The sequence below is a fragment of the Streptomyces zingiberis genome, from assembly GCF_012034935.1.
Lineage (GTDB): Bacteria > Actinomycetota > Actinomycetes > Streptomycetales > Streptomycetaceae > Streptomyces > Streptomyces zingiberis.
The window spans coordinates 145,738-165,687 of the sequence record NZ_JAATEN010000012.1; the positions used below are offsets into that span (position 1 = coordinate 145,738).

Genomic DNA, 19,950 nt, shown 5'->3' on the forward strand with positions numbered 1-19,950 from the left:
CACCGGCCGCGGCGCTGGTCGGACGGGGTGCGCGGGCACCGGGCGCCCCGCGGCGGAACGGGCGGCGGGACCCCACGGCCCGGGGCGGCACGGCGGCGCGGCGGCGGGGCCGCACGGCCGCACCCGGTTCCGGTCCCCCGGAACTCCCGGCTCCGGCTCCGGCTCCGGCTCCGGGGGGAAGGCGGCCTCAGGAGAGTCCTGCCTCCCGCATCTGGCGGAGCTCCTTCTTGAGTTCACCGACCTCGTCCCGGAGACGGGCCGCCACCTCGAACTGGAGATCGGCCGCGGCGGCGCGCATCCGGTCCGTCATCTCCTCGATGAGTTCGGCCAGTTCGGCCGCGGGACGGTCGGTGGGCACCGCGGGCTCGCGGCGGCCCGAGGCGGCGGCCGCCTTGCCGCCGAGGGCGGGCACGGGGGTCTTCTTCGCCTCCCGGCCGTCCCCCGGGGCGCGGTAGCCCGTGCCCAGCAGTTCCTGGGTGTCGATCTCCTCGCGGGCGATGGTGGCCACGATGTCGTTGATCTTCTTCCGCAGCGGCTGCGGGTCGACCCCCTTCTCCCGGTTGTAGGCGATCTGCTTCTCCCGGCGGCGGTTGGTCTCCTCGATGGCCCGATCCATGGCCGGCGTGATCTTGTCGGCGTACATGTGGACCTGGCCGGAGACGTTCCGCGCCGCCCGGCCGATGGTCTGGATCAGGGAGGTGCCGGAGCGGAGGAAACCCTCCTTGTCGGCGTCGAGGATCGCGACCAGCGAGACCTCGGGCAGATCGAGTCCCTCACGGAGGAGGTTGATGCCCACCAGGACGTCGAACTCCCCGGAGCGCAGTTCCCGCAGCAACTCGACGCGGCGCAGGGTGTCCACGTCGGAGTGGAGGTAGCGGACCTGGATGCCGAGTTCGAGGAAGTAGTCGGTGAGGTCCTCGGCCATCTTCTTGGTGAGCGTGGTCACCAGGACGCGCTCGTCCCGCTCGGTACGGACCCGGATCTCGTGCACCAGGTCGTCGATCTGCCCCTCGGTGGACTTGACCACCACCTCCGGGTCGACCAGGCCGGTGGGCCGGATGATCTGCTCGACGACGCCCGCGGAACGGGAGAGTTCGTACGGCCCCGGGGTGGCGGAAAGGTAGACGGTCTGGCCGACCCGCTCCTGGAACTCCTCGAACCTCAGCGGCCGGTTGTCCATCGCGGAGGGCAGCCGGAAGCCGTGGTCGACCAGGGTGCGCTTGCGGGAGGCGTCCCCCTCGTGCATCGCCCCGATCTGCGGCACGGTGACATGCGACTCGTCGATGACCAGGAGGAAGTCCTCCGGGAAGTAGTCGAGGAGGGTGTGCGGCGGGGAGCCGGTCTCCCGTCCGTCGATGTGCAGGGAGTAGTTCTCGATGCCGGAGCAGGTGCCGATCTGGCGCATCATCTCGATGTCGTAGGTGGTGCGCATCCGCAGCCGCTGGGCCTCCAGCAGCTTGCCCTGGCGCTCCATCCGCTCCAGGGACTCCGCCAGCTCCCGTTCGATGGCGGAGACGGCCCGCTCCATGCGCTCCGGGCCGGCGACGTAGTGGCTGGCGGGGAAGACGTAGAGCTGCTGGTCCTCGCTGATGACCTCGCCGGTGAGCGGGTGGAGGGTGGAGAGCGCCTCGATCTCGTCCCCGAACATCTCGATGCGGACGGCCAGCTCCTCGTAGACCGGGAAGATCTCGATCGTGTCGCCGCGGACCCGGAAGGTGCCCCGGGTGAAGGCCGTGTCGTTGCGGGCGTACTGGATGCCGACGAAGCGGCGGAGCAACTCGTCGCGGTCGTACTCCTCGCCGACGCGCAGGGGGACCATCCGGTCGACGTACTCCTGCGGGGTTCCCAGGCCGTAGATGCAGGAGACGGAGGCGACCACCACGACGTCACGCCGGGTGAGCAGGGCGTTGGTCGCCGAATGGCGCAGCCGTTCGACCTCCTCGTTGATGGAGGAGTCCTTCTCGATGTAGGTGTCCGACTGCGGGACGTACGCCTCGGGCTGGTAGTAGTCGTAGTAGGAGACGAAGTACTCGACGGCGTTGTTCGGCAGGAGCTCGCGGAACTCGTTGGCGAGCTGGGCGGCCAGCGTCTTGTTCGGCGCCATCACCAGGGTCGGCCGCTGGAGCCGTTCGATCATCCAGGCGGCGGTCGCCGACTTGCCCGTGCCGGTGGCGCCGAGCAGCACGACGTCCTGCTCGCCGGCGCGGACGCGCCGCTCCAGGTCCGCGATGGCCGCGGGCTGGTCACCGCTGGGGCGGTACGGGCTGACGACCTCGAAGGGCGCCACCGTGCGTTCGATGTGGGATACGGGCCGCATGTCACCACCGTACGGCCCGGCACCGACAACCGGCGTTCCGGACGGACGTGGGGGCCGGGCGGCCCGGCCGGCGCCCGGCGGCACCGGCGCTCCGGGCCGCTCCGGGCCGCCGGTACCCGCCGGTACGGTCCGCTCCGGGCCGGTACGGGCCGTCCAGCCACCGGCGCCCGGCGGCAGCAGCGGTGTCCCCCGATCGGATCAAGCCGTCCCGGCCCACCCGGGAGGGCCCGCCCGCCCGGGGTTTCCAGGGCGGATGAGACCCCTGTGGCGACGGCAATCACCCGTGACACGCCCCGGACGGCGCGACGGGAGCGCTCACCACTCCATATCGTGACAAGAGCGGACACACAACTCTGCGGAGTCGCTCGTTCACTTTCTGGCCATCCCACGCCTGTTTCGTGTTGGCGGGCGGCTGGGAACCTCGGCGGGTCCGTGAACACCCGACGCGAGGAGTCCACGTGCTCACACGCCCTGTCGCAGCTCTCACCGGCGCGGTGCTGGGGTTCTCCGCACTCTTCCTCTCCGCGCCGGCGGCCCAGGCGGCCGCCGGCTCCCCCGGGGACCCGGTGGTCGTCGCCCACCGCGGCGCCTCCGGCTACGCCCCCGAGAACACCCTCGCCGCCGCGGACAAGGCGGACGAGCTCGGCACGCTCTGGGTGGAGAACGACGTCCAGCGCACCCGGGACGGCGCGCTGGTCGTCATCCACGACACGACGCTCGCCCGCACGACGAACGTCGAGGAGGTCTTCCCCGACCGCGCCCCCTGGAACGTCGCCGACTTCACCCTGCGGGAGATCCGGCAGCTCGACGCGGGCAGCTGGTTCTCCGCCGAGTACGCCGGGGAGCGGATCCCCACCCTCCGCGAGTTCCTCCGCACGCTGACCCGCAACCGGCAGAACCTGCTGCTGGAGACCAAGGCGCCGGAGCTGTACCCGGGCATCGAGCGGCAGATCCTGCGGGAGCTGCGGTGGACCGGCTGGCTGAGCCCGTACCACGTGCGCTCCAAGCTGATCGTGCAGAGCTTCTCCGCGGAGAGCGTCAAGGCGGTGCACGAGCAGCGCCCGGACGTGAAGACCGGCTTCCTGGGCACCCCGGCGGTGGCGGACCTGCCCGCCTACGCGGAGTTCACCGACCAGATCAACCCCAGCTTCCGGACGGTGACCGCCGAGTACGTGGCCGCCGTCCACCGTCTGAAGGGCGCCCACGGCAAGCCCCTGGAACTGCTGACCTGGACGGTCAACGACGGGCCCACCGCCGCGTCGCTCGCCGGCCTCGGGGTGGACGGGATCATCACCAACCACCCGGACGTGGTGGCGAAGGCCGTCGGCGGCCGGACGGCGGCCGGGGCCCCGGCCCTGGCCGGACGCTGACCCGCCGGACTGCGCAGTCCGGCGCAGTCCGGCGCAGTCCGCCGGTGACCACGTGGCCGCCGGCCGGGGAGCACCCGGCCGGCGGCCTCCGTCTGCCCGCCGCGGGTTCCGCCGGGGCCGCCCGCGCCGGCCGCTGGGCGGCTTCGGCGGCGGGCCGTCGATGAAGCGTGCGCTGCTGGAGCCGGCGGGAGTGCTCCCGCAGCCCCTGTTCCGACCGCCGGGGCCGCCCGGCCCACCCAGCCGCCCAGGCCGCCCGGGGGACGGCAGCGCGCGGCCTCCCGGCCCGGGCCCTCCCCCGGAGCACGGGCCGTGCGCCCTGTCGGTGGGGTCCGGCAGACTCGGGCCGTGACCACAGCCCAGGGCCCGGCCGACCCCCGGGACACCCCGCCCGCCCCGTCCGGAGCCGCGTCCCCCGGCGCGCCCCCGTCCGCCCGCGCGGCCCCGGATCCGGCGGATCTGCCCGCGCTGCGCCGGCGGACCACGGCGGTCCTCGTCGTGAGCCAGATCCTCGGCGGGCTCGGCGTCGCGATCGGGGTCGCCCTCTCCTCCGTGCTGTCCCAGGAGGTCGGCGGCTCGGCCGCGGTGGCCGGGCTCGGCCCCACGGCCGCGGTCCTGGGCACCGCCCTGCTCTCCGTGCCGCTGGCCGCCCTGATGGCCGCGCGCGGCCGGCGGCCCGGGCTCACCCTCGCGTACGCGATCGGCGCGGCGGGCGGCGGTCTCACCGTCCTGGCCGCGGTCGCCGGCTCCTTCCCGCTGCTCCTGCTGGGGATGGCCCTCTTCGGTGCGGCCTCCTCGGCCAATCTGCAGGCCCGGTTCGCCGCCGCCGATCTCGCCCCCGCCGAGCGCCGGGCCCGGGCCATCTCCACCGTCGTCTGGGCCACCACCGTGGGCGCCGTCCTCGGGCCGAACGTGGCGGCGCCGGCCGGCCGGAGCGTGACGGGGCTCGGCATACCCCCGGCCGCCGGCCCCTTCCTGTGGGCGGCGGCCGTCTTCCTGCTGTGCGCGCTCGTGGTGGCCGTGCTGCTCCGCCCGGACCCGCTGCTCACCGCCCGCGCCCTCGCCGGGGAGAGCGCGTCGCCGGGGCGTGCCGGGTCGCTGCGCGCCGGGCTCGCCGCGGTGGCGGAATCCCGGCCGGCCCGGCTGGCGCTGGTCACGGTCGCCACCGCGCACACGGCCATGGTCGCCGTCATGGTGATGACCCCGGTCGACCTGGCGCACCACGGCGCGGACATCGAGCTGATCGGCCTGGTGATCAGCGGTCACATCGCGGGCATGTACGCCTTCTCCCCGCTGATGGGCCGGCTGAGCGACCGGGCCGGCCGGCTGCCGGTGATCGCGCTGGCGCTGGGGCTGGTGGCGGTGGCGACTCTGCTGGCGGGCACGGCCGGGGGCGCCCACGGCCGCACCGCGGCGGGGCTGTTCCTCCTCGGCCTGGGCTGGTCCGCGGGGCTGGTGTCGGGTTCGGCGCTGCTGACGGACTCGGTGCCGCAGAGCGCCCGCGCCGCGGTGCAGGGCCTGTCGGACCTGGCGATGAACGCGTCGGCGGGGGTGGGCGGCGTGGTGGCCGGGCTGGTGGTGGCCGGGGCCGGGTACGGCCGGCTCAACGCCCTGGCCGCACTGCTGCTCCTCCCGGCGGCCGTCCTCACGCTCCGCCTGAGGTTCCGTCCGGGTCCGGGCGGCCCGCCTCCGGCCGTGTCCGCCGGACGGGGCGCGCCGGGTGGCGAGGAGGGGTGACCCAGCCGGGTGGCGCGGCGCCTCCGCGGCGAATCCCTGCTGGTGAAGCGGGAATGCGGACAGAATGCGCGATGTCGTCCCGGAGCCCGTGGCCAAGCTCGTCCGGCGCCGCAGGGAGCCCGTCGTCGTCCAGACGCTCCGCTCCGCGACCGCCGCCACCCTCTCGTACGCGGCGGCCGTCTACCTGCTGGGGTCCTCACCGCCCCCGCTGCTGGCCCCGCTGACCGCGCTGCTCGTCGTCCAGGTCACCCTCTACGCCACGCTCACCAGCGGTATCCGCCGGGTCAACGCCGTCGTCGCGGGGGTGCTCGTCGCGGTGGGGTTCGCCGCCTGGGTCGGCCTCGCCTGGTGGAGTCTCGGGCTGCTGATCATTTCCGCCCTGGTCACCGGCCATCTGGTACGGGCCGGGGAGTTCGTCCCGGAGGTGGCGATCTCCGCGATGCTCGTCCTCGGCGTGGCCCACTCGACCGACCTGGCCCTGGCCCGGGTGCTGGAGACCCTGGTCGGCGCCGGGGTGGGGCTGCTGTTCAACCTGGTCTTCGTCCCACCGGTGTGGGTGGAGGACGCGGGCGATTCCATCAAGGACCTCGCCCGCCGGATGGCGAAGCTGCTCCAGGACACCGGCGACGAACTCGGCGGTCACACCCCGGTGGAGGTGGCGGACGCCCGGCTGAAGGAGGCGCGCCGCCTCGACCAGGACATCTCCGAGGTGGACCAGGATCTCACCCGCGCCGAGGAGAGCCTGCGGTTCAATCCCCGGGTGCGGGAGGGGCTGCTCTCCCGGATCGTGCTGCGGACCGGTCTGGACACCCTGGAGATCTGCGCGGTGATACTGCGCGTGACCACCCGCAGCCTGGCCGACCTGGCCCGGGCGCGCACGGAGGAGGCGCTGTTCCCCAAGGACGTCTCGGACGCGCTGCGCGAGCTTTTCACCAACATGGCCGGAGCGGTGGACAGCTTCGCCGTCCTGATCACCGATCAGGTCAGCGAGAACGCCGAGGACGCCGAGACGTTCCTGCTCACCGAGTTGTCCGCGGCCCGGATGAGCCGGGAGCACGTGGCCCGGCTGCTGCTGGAGAAGGTGCAGGAACACCCCCGCCAGTGGCAGCTGCACGGCGCGCTGCTCGCGGAGGTGGACCGGTTCCTCGACGAACTGGACGTGGACAAACGCTCGATGCGGCTGGCGGAGGAGCTCGACCGCTACTCGCGGGAGCAGCGCCACCGCCACCCGCGTATCGACCGGCTCAAGCGGCGGCTCCGCCGCCGGCTGCCGGGCGCCGGCTCCCACCGGTCGGGGCGGCGTCCGGGGAAGACCCGGCAGGAGGAGAGCCCGGCCTGACGGCGGCCCGGGAAGGACGGAACCCGGGGCCGGGCCGGTGGTCAGCCCAGGGCGGTACCGTTCCACGCCGGTCGCCGCGGGTCGTCCGCCCGGACCACGACATGCGCCGTCTCCTCGGGCCGGATCTCCGCCTCGTAGCGGGCGAAGGCGGGCAGCGTCCAGCGCTCCCCCACCGGTGTGCGGCGCTCCAGGGCTCCCGGCGACAGCCGCAGATGGACCGTCAGGTCGAAGGGGAACCAGTGGCCGAGCAGCAGCGGGCCGTGGAGCAGCAGCACGCTCCCGGGCGGCAGCGCGGTGTAGGGGCTGCGGGTGGCGCGGTCCGCCTCCGGGTCCCACAGGTCCGGGAGCACCCGCCCACTGCCTCCGGGCTCCAGCGGCCCGAACACCTCACGCCACAGCGCCCCGGTGTCGAGCCGGCGCTCGTAGTACGCCTCGGGATCCTCCCGCCCGGTCTCGTAGCGCAGCGCGGCCGGGCGGAGGAAACCACCGGCCGCGACGGGGAGCGCGGGCCGGCCGTGGAGCCGCAGCGCCTCGGCGAGCCGCGCCGCGAGGCCCCCGGGCCGGGCGGCGGGTGCCCCGTCGAGCGCGACGCGGAGCCACGGCCCGCCGTCCGCGCCGGGCCCCGCCGTGCCGATCCGCTCCGCCAGCGCCTCCGTCAGCCGTTCCCAGGAGATCGCTTCCATCCGCATGGAGCCATCATCCCCGTCCGGCCCCCGTTCCCGGCGAGCGGGCGGAGAGCCGCGGGGACGGGGAGAGCGGATCCGCGGCGGTCCGGACGTGGCGGCGCCCTCACCCGGTTGGCGCCCCCGCGGGCCCCGGCCGGGCGTGATACCACCGTGCTCCCCGGGGTACCGCGACGCTGTCCGTCGCCGTCCGATCGGAGTGGTCCGCGTTGAGCACCCCTCGCCCCCTGTTCACCTTCGGCCATGGCACGGCCGGCCGGGAGTTTCTCACCGAACTGCTGCGCGAGGCCGGCATCGCGGGTGTCGTGGACGTGCGGACGGCGCCGGGCAGCCGCCGCAACCCGGACGTGTCCCGGGCCGCGCTGGGCTCGTGGCTGCCCGGCGCGGATATCGGGTACCGCTGGGAGCCCCGGCTCGGCGGCTTCCGGCGCGCGGCGCCCGGCTCCCCCGACACCTTCTGGCGGAACGACTCGTTCCGGGGCTACGCGGGCCACACCCGCGACCCGGACTTCCGCGCCGCCATGGACGATCTCCTGTCGGAGGCGGCCACCGCCTCCACGGCGGTGATGTGCGGCGAATCGGTGTGGTGGCGCTGCCATCGGCGGCTCATCGCGGACTTCGCCGTGCTGGCCCGGGGAACGCCCGTACTCCACCTGGCCCACGACGGCCGGCTCACCCCGCACCCGCCCACCGCCGGGGCGCGGCTGCGCGAGGACGGGCTGCTGGTCTACGACCGCCCGGACGGGGAGCCGCGGGCACGCCGGGACTGACCTCCTCCCCTGGGAGCGAGGGAGGAGGGGCGCCCGGCCGGGAAAGTCCCGCTCCGGGGCCCCTTGCGCCCCCAGCGCCCGCGCCGTCACCGCAAACCCGGGCCCCCCACCGCGCCACCGGCCGGGCCGGTCCCTGGGACGCACTCCGGCCCCGGGTCCTGAGACGGACCCGGGGCCGGGGCAAAGGCGGTGGCACCGCTGGGGCCGGAAGCCGGAACGCGAGACCCGGGCCGCGCGCACGGCACCGTGCCGCCCCGGGCTCAGCCCGTAGCGGGCCAGGGGCCCGCCGTCCCGCCGAAGCCGGCCGCCGCCAGATACTCCGGTCGGGGGTCCAGGGCCGCCGCGAGCCGGAAGTGGCGGGTGGCCTCCGCCGCCCGGTCGGCCCGCTGCAGGGTGCGGGCCAGGGCGAAGTGGGCGAAGGCGTTGTCGGGCTCCCGCTCCAGGACGACCTGGAACTCCTGCTCGGCCGGGCGGAGCTGCGCCGCGTGGTAGTAGGCACGGGCGCGCAGCAGCCGGGCCGCGGTGTTCTCCGGGTGGTCCGTGACGACGGAGTCCAGCAGCTTGACGGCGCCCAGCGGGTCACGGGCGGCCAGCAGGTGCTCGGCGGCGCGGAACTGGATGACGTTGGTCTCGGGGCTCATGGTCACCGGACTTCTCCTTCCCGGAGCCGGGACGGCCCCGGGGGCCGGTCTCCGCTCCGTACGCCCGCTCAACGCGGTTCGCGCTCGGCGCATTCCCGGCCCCCTGGCCCCGGCCACCCGGTGCGGACGCGGCCGCCGGATCCCGGAGCGGGAAGGACCGGACGGGGGCGGAGCCGTGCGCCGGGCGCGGGGCCCGTCGTCCGCGGACCGCCTCGGCGCGGGACCGCTCAGCCGCCGGCCGCGCGGGCCGCCCGTTCCCGCCGGCTCAGCTCCTCCCAGACCTCGCCGACCCGCGGCTCCAGCGCCTCGATCGGGCCGTCGTTGCCGATGACGAGATCGGCGACGGCGAGCCGTTCGTCCCGGGTGGCCTGCGCGGCCATCCGGGAACGCGCCTCGTCCTCCGTCATCCCGCGCCGCCGGACCAGCCGGCCGAGCTGGGTCTCCGGCGCGGCGTCGACCACCACGACCAGGTCGTACAGCGGGGCGAGGCCGTTCTCGGTGAGCAGCGGCACGTCGTGCACGACGACGGCGTCCCCGGGGGCGGCGCGCTCCAGCTCGGCGGAGCGGGCGCCGACCAGGGGGTGCACGATCGCGTTGAGCGCCCGCAGCCGCTCCGGATCGGAGAAGACGAGACGGCCGAGGCGGGCGCGGTCCAGGGTGCCCCCGGGGGTGAGGATCCGCGGCCCGAACTCCTGGACGACCGCGGCCAGCCCGGGGGTACCGGGCTCGACGACCTCCCGCGCGATGCGGTCGGCGTCCACGATCACCGCCCCGTGCCCGGCGAGCAGCCGGGACACCTCGCTCTTCCCGGCACCGATCCCGCCCGTCAGGCCCACCTTCAGCATGGCCTCACCCTACCGGCCGGTATCCCCGGAGGGCGGCGGAGCCCGGCGGCCCCGGGCGATTCCTGGGGCCGCGAGAGGACTGCCGGGCTGCCGGGGCCGTGCCGGCGCCGATATCAGGTGTCGTTGCCCTCCCGCTCCGCGAGGAAGCGTTCGAACTCCCCGGCGAGTTCCTCCGCCGAGGGCAGCGGGCTGGCCTCGGCCACCAGATTGGGCCGCGTCTCGGCCCCGGCCGCCGCGTCGTACTGGTGCTCAAGCCCTTCGACCAGCGTGGTCAGGTCGTCGTCCCCCTGGCGGAGCTGCCGTTCGATCTCGGCCCGGGTGCGCTGGGCCTCCGTACGGAGTGCGTGCGCCACCCCGGGCAGCACCAGCCCGGTGGCGGCGGTGACCGCCTCCAGCACGGCGAGGGCCGCGTCCGGGTACGCGGAGCGCGCGAGATAGTGCGGGACGTGTGCGGCGACCCCCAGCACGTCGTGCCCGGCCTGGGCGAGCCGGAACTCCAGCAGCGCCGCGGCGCTGCCGGGCACCTGGGCCTCCTCGAAGAGGGAGCCGCGCCCCGGTACGAGATCCACCCGGTTGCCGTGCGGGGTGAGCCCGACGGGCCGGGTGTGCGGCACCCCCATCGGGATGCCGTGGAAGGTCACCGCCAGGCGGACGGCGAGGCGTTCCACGAGCTGCCGTACGGCGGTCGTGAACCGCTCCCACTCCACATCCGGCTCGGGGCCGGTGAGCAGCAGGAACGGTGAGGCCGTGGCATCCCGTACCAACTGCAGTTCGAGCTTCGGCTCGTCGTAGGCGCTCCAGTGGTCGCGCTCGAAGGTGAGCAAGGGGCGGCGGGCCCGGTAGTCGATGAGCCGGTCGGCGTCGAAGCGCGCCACGGTCTGCCGGGGCAGGCCGTCCAGCAGCCGCTCCACGATCTGGTCGCCGGTCGCGCCCGCGTCGATGTACCCCTCGAAGTGGTACAGCAGCGTCAGGCCGGCCGAGTCCCCGGTGATGAGCGCGTCCACGGCCGCGAGACCGGCCGGGTCCCATGTGTACAAGCTCTGGGCGTCGTCCTGCACAGTGCGTTCCTCCTCGTTCCCTGTGCGGGTCCAACACCGCGCCGGGCACCCGGCATTCCCCGCCCCGGTGCCCGGTCGCGCGTGTCCCGCAACGCGGCGAGGCCCGCTCCCCGGAGGGAACGGGCCTCGGATCGCGGTGTCCCGGCCGCGCGGCCGGGACACCGGTGCGTCAGCTCTGGCCGCCGGCCAGCTTCTCGCGGAGCGCGGCAAGGGCCTCGTCCGACGCCAGGGCGCCGGAGTTGTCCGCCGACTCGGAGGAGTACGAGCCGCCGCCCGTACCGCCGCCACCGCCACCGCCGCCCTGGGACGGGGTGGCCGTGCCCTCGGCCGCCGCCTGCTCGTCGGCCTCGCGGGACTTGACGACCTGCGCCTGGTGCTGCTCGAAGCGCTGCTGCGCCTCGGCGTACTGGCGCTCCCACTCCTCGCGCTGCTTCTCGTAACCCGGCAGCCAGTCGTTCGCCTCCGGGTCGAAGCCCTCGGGGTAGATGTAGTTGCCCTGGTCGTCGTAGGACGCGGCCATGCCGTAGAGGGTCGGGTCGAACTCGACGGCCGTCGGGTCGCCGCCGAACGCCTCGTTGGCCTGCTTCAGCGAGAGGCTGATGCGGCGGCGCTCCAGGTCGATGTCGATGACCTTGACGAAGATCTCGTCGTTGACCTGGACGACCTGCTCCGGGATCTCCACGTGGCGCTCGGCCAGCTCGGAGATGTGCACCAGGCCCTCGATGCCCTCGTCCACACGGACGAACGCGCCGAACGGGACGAGCTTGGTGACCTTGCCGGGGACGACCTGCCCGATCTGGTGGGTCCGGGCGAACTGCTGCCACGGGTCCTCCTGCGTCGCCTTCAGCGACAGGGAGACCCGCTCGCGGTCCATGTCGACGTCCAGGACCTCGACCGTGACCTCCTGGCCGACCTCGACGACCTCGGAGGGGTGGTCGATGTGCTTCCAGGACAGCTCGGAGACGTGGACCAGGCCGTCGACGCCGCCGAGGTCCACGAAGGCGCCGAAGTTGACGATCGAGGAGACGACGCCGGAGCGCACCTGGCCCTTCTGCAGCGTGGTGAGGAAGGTCTGGCGGACCTCGCTCTGGGTCTGCTCCAGCCAGGCACGGCGGGACAGGACCACGTTGTTGCGGTTCTTGTCCAGCTCGATGATCTTCGCCTCGAGCTCCTTGCCCACGTAGGGCTGGAGGTCGCGGACGCGGCGCATCTCGACGAGGGACGCCGGGAGGAAGCCACGGAGGCCGATGTCGAGGATGAGACCACCCTTGACGACCTCGATGACCGTACCGGTGACGATCCCGTCCTCTTCCTTGATCTTCTCGATGGTGCCCCAGGCACGCTCGTACTGAGCGCGCTTCTTCGAGAGGATCAGGCGGCCTTCCTTGTCCTCCTTCTGGAGGACCAGGGCCTCGATCTCGTCGCCGACGGCCACAACCTCGTTGGGGTCGACGTCGTGCTTGATCGAGAGCTCGCGGGAGGGGATGACGCCTTCGGTCTTGTAACCGATGTCGAGCAGGACCTCGTCCCGGTCGACCTTCACGATCACGCCGTCGACGATGTCGCCGTCGTTGAAGTACTTGATCGTCTCATCGATCGCGGCGAGGAATTCTTCCTCGGAACCGATGTCGTTGACCGCCACCTGCGGGGTGGTGCGGGTTGCCTCGGTGCTGCTCGTCATGTGGGAAAGGGCTCCGGTACGGACAAGGTGTCGTAGATACTGCTACGCCGAGAACCCGTATCGCACCGCCGAAGCCGGACAGCCCTGGGGCGCCTTACCTTCCGGAGGGAAGTGCCGGCGTCCCGATGACCGAGGGGACCGCAACAGATGCGAGCGCGACCTGCTCTGTCTGAGGCGCGCAGGCCCGCAGCGCAACTTGTAGCATACGGGGGCGGCCGGACAGGGTCAATGCACGAAGGGCTCAGGGTGGGTGGAAACTCCCATACCCGGCAGGTGTCACCCTCCGGCAGGACCGCATCACGCGGCGCCCGGCGGCCGGAGCGGCCCCGGGACGACGGAAGAGTACGACGACGGGCGCGATGAACCAAGAGGACGAACCGGAGGCGGCGGCCACGCGCCGCGCGAGCGGTGCCGCGGAGAGCAGCCGGGCCAGCCGCGGCTGGTGGGACCGGAACGCCGACGACTACCAGGCCGAGCACGGCGCGTTCCTGGGGGACGACCGCTTCGTCTGGGGCCCGGAGGGGCTGGACGAGGCGGCGGCCGGCCTGCTGGGGCCGGCCGCCGGGCTCGCCGGGCGGGACGTGCTGGAGATCGGGGCCGGCGCGGCGCAGTGCTCGCGCTGGCTGGCGGCGCGGGGCGCCCGGCCGGTGGCCCTCGACCTCTCCCACCGGCAGCTCCAGCACGCGCTGCGGCTCGGCGGCCGGGCCGGGCCGGGCCACGGTGGGACGGGCCGCGCCGGGGCGGGCGGCACCGAGGCGGCCCCGGCGGGCGGCGGGAGGGACGGTGGCCCGGCGGGTGCCGGGCCCACCGGTCCCCCGGCGGCGCGCGCGGCCGGCCGTGTGGCGCTCGTCCAGGCCGACGCCGGGGCGCTGCCGTTCGCCGCGGACTCCTTCGACCTGGCCTGCTCCGCGTACGGGGCGCTGCCCTTCGTCGCCGACCCGGTGCGGGTCCTGCGCGAGGTGCACCGGGTGCTGCGGCCCGGCGGCCGCTGGGTCTTCAGCGTCACCCACCCCTTCCGCTGGGCCTTCCCCGACGAACCCGGCCCGGAAGGGCTGTCGGTCTCCGGCTCGTACTTCGACCGCACGCCCTACGTGGAGGAGGACGCGCGCGGCCGGGCCGTCTACGTCGAGCACCACCGGACGCTGGGCGACCGGGTGCGGGACGTCGTCACGGCCGGCTTCCGCCTGCTGGACGTGGTGGAGCCGGAGTGGCCCGAGGAGAACGAGCACGAGTGGGGCGGCTGGTCCCCGCTGCGCGGGCGGCTGATCCCGGGCACGGCCGTCTTCGTCTGCGTCAAGGACTGAGGACTCACGGACCGGGCCCCGGCCGCCCGGGACGCGCGCCCGCGCCGGCGGCCGCACCGGCGCCCCGACGGCCGGGAGCGCCCGGTGGGCCGGAGGTCCCGCCCGTGAACGGTCGGCGGCGCGGGCGGGGCCGGCAGGTCCCGGGACGCCGTGGGCCCCGGAGCGGTGAGCCGCGGTCACCCCTCCGGGACGGCCGCGGCCGTGGGGTCCCGGGGCGGGGCGGGGAACCGGGTCACGGGAGACTGGTGCCGTGACCCGGACCGACGCGATGTTCGAACTGCCGGTGCGTACCGCCGTGCCCCGGCTGCTGGCCGCCCTCGACGGGCACGGCGCCGCCGTGCTGGAGGCGCCGCCCGGTACGGGCAAGACCACGCTGGTGCCGCTCGCGCTCGCCGGGCTCGTCCCGCCGTCCGGCGGCCCGCCGTCACCGGGCCCGGCGCGCCGGGTCCTGGTGGCGGAGCCCCGCCGGATGGCGGTCCGGGCCGCCGCCCGCCGGATGGCCTGGCTGCTCGGCGAGGAGACCGGCGGGCGGGTCGGGTTCACGGTGCGCGGGGAGCGCAGGGCGGGACCGCGGACGGTCGTGGAGGTGGTCACCACCGGGGTGCTGCTCCAGCGGTTGCAGCGTGACCCCGAACTGCCCGGGGTGGACGCGGTGCTGCTCGACGAGTGCCACGAGCGGCATCTCGACGCCGACACGGCCGCCGCCTTCCTGCTCGACGTGCGGGCGGCGCTCCGGCCGGAGCTGTGGCTGGTCGCGGCCTCCGCAACGACGGACACGGGCGCCTGGGCGTGGCTGCTCGGCGGGGCGGGATCCGGCGCCCCCGGCCACCCGGAGGACACCGGGACCCCCGCCCCGGTCATCCGGGCCGAGGGGCGCGCGTACCCCGTGGAGATCCGCCACGCGCCCCCGCCCCGGCCGGTGCGCCCGCCGCACGGCACCCGGGTGGACCCGGCCCTGCTGGACCACGTCGCCGCGACCGTGCGGGGGGCGCTGCGCGAGGGGGACGGGGACGTGCTCTGCTTCCTGCCCGGGGTGGGGGAGATCGCGCGGGTCGCGGGGGCCCTGGCCGGGAGCGGCGCCGAGGTGCTGCGCCTGCACGGGCAGGCTCCGGCGGCCGTGCAGGAGGCGGTGGTGCGCGGGGGCGGGGAGCGGCGGCGGGTGGTGCTCTCGACGGCCGTGGCCGAGTCCAGCCTGACCGTTCCGGGTGTGCGGACCGTCGTCGACGCGGGGCTGGCGCGGGAACCGCGGATGGACCACGGGCGCGGCCTCGGGGCGCTGACCACGGTCCGGGTGTCGGCCGCCGGGGCGGCGCAGCGGGCCGGCCGCGCGGGGCGCCAGGCGCCCGGCCTGGCCCTGCGCTGCTGGTCGGAGGCGGAGGACGGGCGGTTGCCGCGCCGGCCCTCGCCGGAGATCGCGGTGGCCGATCTGGCGCCCTTCGCCCTGCACGTGGCCTGCTGGGGCGATCCGGACGCGAGCGGGCTGGCGCTGCTGGACCGGCCGCCGGCCGGGGCGATGGCCGCGGCCCGCGAGGTGCTGACCGCCGTGGGGGCCGTGGACCGGGACGGGCGGCCGACCGGGCGGGGGAGGCGGATGGCCCGGACCGGGCTGCACCCCCGTCTGGCCCGGGCCCTGCTGGACGGGGCTCCGGAGGTGGGCGCGCGGCGGGCCGCGGAGCTGGTGGCACTCCTCTCCGAGGAGCCGCCGCGCGCGCTGGGCGACGATCTGGCGGCGGTGTGGCGCGCGGTACGGGCGGAGGGCGGCGGGCGGGGTGGGCGGCCCGGCGGTCCGGATCGCCCCGCTGCCGGGACCTACCCGGAGCGCTGGCGCCGGGAGGCCCGCCGGCTGGAACGCGCCCTGGCGGCGGGCGTGTCCGTACGGGGGGACGGGGACGGCGGGGACGGCGAGGGCACCGAGGCGGCCCCGGCGGGTGGCGTGGCGGGCCCGGGTGACGGCGGGGGCTCGGCGCCGGCCGCCACCGGGCGAGGGCTCCCCGACGACGCGGCGGCCGGGGTGATGGCCGCGCTGGCCTTTCCCGAGCGGGTGGCGCGGCGGCGCGGGGACGGGGCGTTCCTCATGGCCTCCGGCACCGGCGCGGAGACCGCGGCCGGTTCACCGCTCGCCGCCGCCGCGTGGCTGGCCGTGGCCGTCGCGGACCGTCCGGTGACCGCCGCGTCCGCCCGGGTGCGGCTGGCCGCCGTCCTCGATGAGGCGACCGCCCGGTGGGCGGCCGCGCCGCTGGGTTCGGACGCCGAGGAAGTGCGCTGGTCCGAGGAGCGCGGCGATGTGGTGGCCCGGCGCGTGGAGCGGCTGGGGGCGCTGGAACTCTCCGCGCGCCCGCTGCGCGCGCCGGAACGGGCCGCGGTGCGGGCCGCGCTCCTCACCGGTCTGCGACGGGAGGGTACGGGCCTGCTGCGCTGGCCGGCGGAAGCGGTGCGGCTGCGGCAGCGGATGGCCTTCCTCCACCGCGAGCTGGGCGGGCCCTGGCCGGAGGTGTCGGACGAGGCACTGCTGGCCCCGGCCCGCGCCGAGGAGTGGCTGGGGGCCGCGCTGGAACGCGCGAACCGCCGGGCCGACCTGGAGCGGATCGACGCCGGGCGCGCCTTGTCCGCCCTGCTCCCGTGGGCCACGGGTGAGGCGGCGCGGCTGGACGAGCTGGCGCCGGACCGGATCACCGTGCCCAGCGGTTCACGGGTGCGGATCGACTACGGCGAGGGGCAGCCGGTGCTGGCGGTCAAGATCCAGGAGCTGTTCGGGTGGCAGGAGACCCCGCGGATCGCGGACGGCCGGGTGCCGCTGCTGGTGCACCTGCTCTCCCCCGCCGGCCGTCCGGCCGCGGTGACCGCGGACCTGGCGTCGTTCTGGCGTACGGGCTACCGCTCCGTACGGGCCGAGCTCCGCGGCCGTTACCCGAAGCACCCGTGGCCGGAGGACCCGGCCGGCGCCGAGCCCACCCGCCGCACCAGCCGGCGGCCGGGCGGCGGCTGACGCGCCCGCGGGCCCCGGCCGGCCTGCCCGGCGAGGCGTTCCCCGCCGCGGGCTCCGGGGCCGGGTCCGCGGCCGGGCCCCGGAGCCGAACGGGGTGGCCGGACGGCGGGCACAGCTCGCGCACCGCCCCGGCGCACGGCCTTGGCGCACAGCCTTGGCGGACGGCCCCGGCACGCGGCCGGGCGAGCCGCCGGCGAGCGGCAAAGGCAAACGGCAAACGGCAAGGGACGGTACGTGGCGGGGCCGGAACGGCAAGGCCCGGAGGCGTGGCACGTCCCGGCGCACCGTCCCGCGAGGGGCGGCGCACCGGGACGGAGTGGTTCAGGCGGAGGTGAGCCGGGCCAGGGCGGTGCCGATGAGGGAACCGGCGGTGGGAGCCGCCGCCGGCTCGGCCACGGTGTCCTTGCCGTCGCCGTCCTCGCCGTCCTTGCCGTCGCCGTCCTCGGCGTCCCGGTCGCCGCACGGGTCGTCCGGATCGCCGGGGTCCTCCGCGCCGTCCTCCGGCTCCTCCGGATCGTCACCCGGCGAGGTGGTGGGGGAACCGCTGCCACTGGGCGACGCGCTCGGCGAGGCCGAGGGAGCGGGAGAGCCGGAGCCGTCGCTGGGTGACGGGCTGGGGGAGGCGGAGTCCGTGGGGCACTCGGCCGGCGGGGTGGTCTCTCCCTCACCCGGGCCGTCGCCGGGCTCCGTCGTCTCCGGGGCGGAGGGGCTCGGGGAGGTGCCGGTCGGGGAGCCGCCGCCGGGACGGACGGTGCCACTGGCGCTGACCGTGGGCCGGTCCGGGTCGGCCGGCCGGTCCGGCGTGCCGGGCCTGCCGGGCTCGCCCGGCTTCCCGTCCCGGCCGGAGGGGGCCGTGGCCTCCTTCCCGCCCGGGCCCGTGCCGCCCGTGCCCGGGGTCACGCCGCTGCCGGAGCCCTTCCCGCCGCTCCCGGCACCGCTTCCCGCGCCGGGGGTGGTGGGCAGGACACCGGTGCCGTCCGGCACCTCGTGCGTGCCCTTGCGGTAGGACTCCAGCCAGGTCAGGACGGTGTTCAGATACTCCCGCGAGGGGTTGTAGCCGAGGATGGCCCGCTCCAGGTCACCCGGGTCGGCCAGGTCGCGTCCGCCGGCGCAGAGGTAGCGGCCGGCGGCGAGCGCGGCGTCGTAGATGTTGTTCGGGTCCTTGGCGCCGTCTCCGTTGCCGTCGGCGCTCCACCGCATCCACGTGGAGGGGATGAACTGCATGGGGCCGACGGCCCGGTCGAAGCTGGTGTCGCCGTCGTACGTCCCGCCGTCGGTGTCCGCGATCCTGGCGAAGCCGTCGCCGTTGAGCTGGGGGCCGCGGATCGGGGTGAGCGTGGTGCCCTCGGCGTCCACGGCACCGCCACGGGCGTGGCCCGACTCCACCTTGCCGATGGCCGCGAGCAACTCCCACGGGAGGTTGCAGCCGGGGTTGCTCACCGCGAGCGCGGCCTCGGCCTGCCGGTAGGCGTCGAGGACGGTGGCGGGGATCCCGGAGGCCGGGTCCTTCACCCCCGGCAGGCGGGTGGACGTACCGGGCTTGTCCGGGGTGCGCAGGGGCGGCAGATCCGTGTGGTACGGCGAGCCGCCGTCGATGGGCAGGTCGTCGGCGGGCGAGCCGGCCGGGGTGCGCTCGTTCTCGGGGGAGACCAGGCCGGGCGCCTGGGAGGCGGTCAGCGCGGCCATCGCGACCGCCGCGACGGCTGTCGTTGCCGCCCCCCTGCGAAGCCGTCGGCCGATGTGCGCTGCCATACGTGTGTCCCTCCCCTGGACCACGGGGCGTGGACCGCCGCCCCTCCGACACCACCCGTGCCGCACACCGCCGCTGCGGGCCGCCACGGCAACTGCCGTGACACTACGCCACCTTCCGCTCCCCGGGCACCCGGCCCTGGGGATGTTTCACCGCATTTCCACCGGCGCACCGGAGCGCGGGTCACCCCGGTCGCCCACGGAGGTGACCGCCCGCACCGGAACGGCACGGAAAGGGGCGGTGGTGAACCGGCGGCACGGTGGCGCGCCCCCCGCAGCGGCGTCCGCCGGGGCGCGGCGGGAACGGCCGGGCGCGCGGGGGAAGAGCGGGGGGAGCGACCCGGCGCGCGGGCAAAGCGGCCTCCGTGGCCCGGATCTCCGGGTCCGGCGCGAACCCCGGACGCGGCCGGGGCGTCGCCCCCGGTGGGCACACGGGTGCTCCCCGGCGCACCGCCGGGCGGACCGAGGGGGATCATGCCGTTCACACTCAGCCACGCGGCGGCCGTGCTGCCGCTGCTGCGGCGGTCCGGGCGGGCGCGCGGGCCGCTGGTGGCCCCGGCCCTGGTGGCCGGCTCGTTCGCGCCCGACCTGACGTACTACGCGGGGTCCCTGGTCCCCGGTGCGACCGCCTTCGGCGGGGTCACCCACTCCCTCGCCGGAGTGCTCACCGTGGACGTGCTGCTCAGCGCGGTACTCGTCGGCGCCTGGCCGGTGCTGCGCGAGCCGCTGGCCGTTCTGGTGCCCGCCCGGTGGCGGCGGCGGGTGTACGGGGCGGCGCGCGGGAGGCCGGGGCGGGGGCTGCCGTGGTGGCGGCGGGCGTTCTGGTTCTGGGTGTCGGCCGCTCTGGGCGCCGCGACCCATGTGGTGTGGGACGCGTTCACCCACCCCGGCCGCTGGGGTGTCCGGCTGGTGCCGCCGCTCGGGGAGACCGTCGCGGGGTACCCGCTCCACTTCTGGGTGCAGTACGGCAGTTCGGCACTGGCGCTGGTGATCCTCACCGTGGCCGTGGTGACGGCGGTGCGCCGGGCGCCCGAGGCGGTGGGGGTGGAGTCCGCGCCCCGGCCGGCGGGGGCCGGCCGGTGGACCGGGGCGGTGTTCCTCGGTGGGTGCGCCCTGGCGGGCGCCGTCCACCGGTGCGTCCGGCAGCACGCCCTGACCGGGTGGGAGTACACGCTCGTCGACTACGCGCCGGCCGCCCTGTTCGGGGCGGGCGCCGGGCTCGCGGCCGGGCTGGTGGCCCGCGCGGCGGCGGTACGGATCGGCCGGCGCGTGCGGCGCGGGCGGCGGCGGGCCGGCTCCCCGGGCGCGGCGCGCCCGGCCGGCGCGGTGCCCGGCGCGGGAACCGGCGGCACCACCGGAGACGGGGCCGCCCGTGGCGGGTGACGTCCGCGCCCCGCCGCGCGCCCCGCCCGCGGGGCGCGGGCGGCCGGGGCCCCGCCGGACCGGGGCCCCGGGGAGCGCGGGCCGGCACCC

General features: G+C 76.1%; 14 protein-coding genes. 7 read left to right on the top strand and 7 right to left on the bottom strand.

Annotation, left to right across the window (positions count from 1 at the left end; all coding sequences use genetic code 11):
- Positions 1-187: 187 nt before the first annotated feature.
- Entirely contained in the window at positions 188-2,317 is a 2,130-nt protein-coding gene (gene uvrB, locus HCK00_RS16955; RefSeq protein ID WP_168102807.1) for an excinuclease ABC subunit UvrB, read from the bottom strand.
- A gap of 458 nt (positions 2,318-2,775) precedes the next feature.
- Here uvrB and HCK00_RS16960 point away from each other — a divergent pair, with 458 nt between their 5' ends.
- The 3 genes from HCK00_RS16960 (at position 2,776) to HCK00_RS16970 (ending at position 6,760) form a co-directional block, all read left to right on the top strand.
- The gene (locus tag HCK00_RS16960) at positions 2,776-3,687 is read left to right on the top strand and encodes a glycerophosphodiester phosphodiesterase (RefSeq protein ID WP_168102808.1); all 912 of its coding nucleotides are present in this window, start codon (positions 2,776-2,778) and stop codon (positions 3,685-3,687) included.
- Positions 3,688-4,143: 456 nt separating this feature from the next.
- Entirely contained in the window at positions 4,144-5,421 is a 1,278-nt protein-coding gene (locus tag HCK00_RS16965) for an MFS transporter (RefSeq protein ID WP_240965642.1), read from the top strand.
- Positions 5,422-5,485: 64 nt separating this feature from the next.
- Positions 5,486-6,760 carry an FUSC family protein gene (locus HCK00_RS16970; RefSeq protein WP_168102810.1) on the top strand — a complete coding sequence of 425 codons (1,275 nt, stop codon included), beginning with the start codon at positions 5,486-5,488 and terminating at the stop codon, positions 6,758-6,760.
- 41 nt (positions 6,761-6,801) lie between these two features.
- Here HCK00_RS16970 and HCK00_RS16975 read toward each other — a convergent pair whose 3' ends face one another.
- Entirely contained in the window at positions 6,802-7,449 is a 648-nt protein-coding gene (locus HCK00_RS16975; RefSeq protein WP_168102811.1) for a nucleoside/nucleotide kinase family protein, read from the bottom strand.
- A gap of 203 nt (positions 7,450-7,652) precedes the next feature.
- Between HCK00_RS16975 and HCK00_RS16980 the strand changes: the two genes are divergently transcribed.
- Positions 7,653-8,213: a DUF488 domain-containing protein gene (locus HCK00_RS16980; RefSeq protein ID WP_168102812.1), complete on the top strand. Its 561-nt coding sequence runs from the start codon at positions 7,653-7,655 to the stop codon at positions 8,211-8,213.
- Positions 8,214-8,473: 260 nt separating this feature from the next.
- On the opposite strand, the gene HCK00_RS16985 is transcribed toward HCK00_RS16980, so the two are convergent.
- The 4 genes from HCK00_RS16985 to rpsA form a co-directional block, all read right to left on the bottom strand.
- Entirely contained in the window at positions 8,474-8,854 is a 381-nt protein-coding gene (locus HCK00_RS16985; RefSeq protein WP_168102843.1) for a tetratricopeptide repeat protein, read from the bottom strand.
- Positions 8,855-9,081: 227 nt separating this feature from the next.
- Positions 9,082-9,699: a dephospho-CoA kinase gene (gene coaE / locus HCK00_RS16990; protein WP_168102813.1), complete on the bottom strand. Its 618-nt coding sequence runs from the start codon at positions 9,697-9,699 to the stop codon at positions 9,082-9,084.
- Positions 9,700-9,812: 113 nt separating this feature from the next.
- Positions 9,813-10,757 (bottom strand): PAC2 family protein, encoded by a 945-nt coding sequence (locus HCK00_RS16995; RefSeq protein WP_311765361.1) that lies wholly within the window; start codon positions 10,755-10,757, stop codon positions 9,813-9,815.
- Between the two features lie 169 nt (positions 10,758-10,926).
- On the bottom strand, positions 10,927-12,438 hold the full coding sequence (rpsA, locus tag HCK00_RS17000) for a 30S ribosomal protein S1 (RefSeq protein WP_168102814.1): 1,512 nt from the start codon (positions 12,436-12,438) through the stop codon (positions 10,927-10,929).
- Between the two features lie 359 nt (positions 12,439-12,797).
- Between rpsA and HCK00_RS17005 the strand changes: the two genes are divergently transcribed.
- Positions 12,798-13,742 carry a class I SAM-dependent methyltransferase gene (locus HCK00_RS17005; protein WP_168102815.1) on the top strand — a complete coding sequence of 315 codons (945 nt, stop codon included), beginning with the start codon at positions 12,798-12,800 and terminating at the stop codon, positions 13,740-13,742.
- 268 nt (positions 13,743-14,010) lie between these two features.
- The gene (locus HCK00_RS17010) at positions 14,011-16,728 is read left to right on the top strand and encodes an ATP-dependent RNA helicase (RefSeq protein WP_206320484.1); all 2,718 of its coding nucleotides are present in this window, start codon (positions 14,011-14,013) and stop codon (positions 16,726-16,728) included.
- Positions 16,729-17,049: 321 nt separating this feature from the next.
- Here HCK00_RS17010 and HCK00_RS17015 read toward each other — a convergent pair whose 3' ends face one another.
- Positions 17,050-18,480, bottom strand: a complete 1,431-nt coding sequence (locus HCK00_RS17015) for a lytic transglycosylase domain-containing protein (RefSeq protein ID WP_168102817.1) — start codon at positions 18,478-18,480, stop codon at positions 17,050-17,052.
- A 471-nt stretch (positions 18,481-18,951) separates the two neighbouring features.
- Here HCK00_RS17015 and HCK00_RS17020 point away from each other — a divergent pair, with 471 nt between their 5' ends.
- Positions 18,952-19,860 carry a DUF4184 family protein gene (locus HCK00_RS17020; protein ID WP_168102818.1) on the top strand — a complete coding sequence of 303 codons (909 nt, stop codon included), beginning with the start codon at positions 18,952-18,954 and terminating at the stop codon, positions 19,858-19,860.
- The last annotated feature ends 90 nt before the right edge of the window (positions 19,861-19,950 follow it).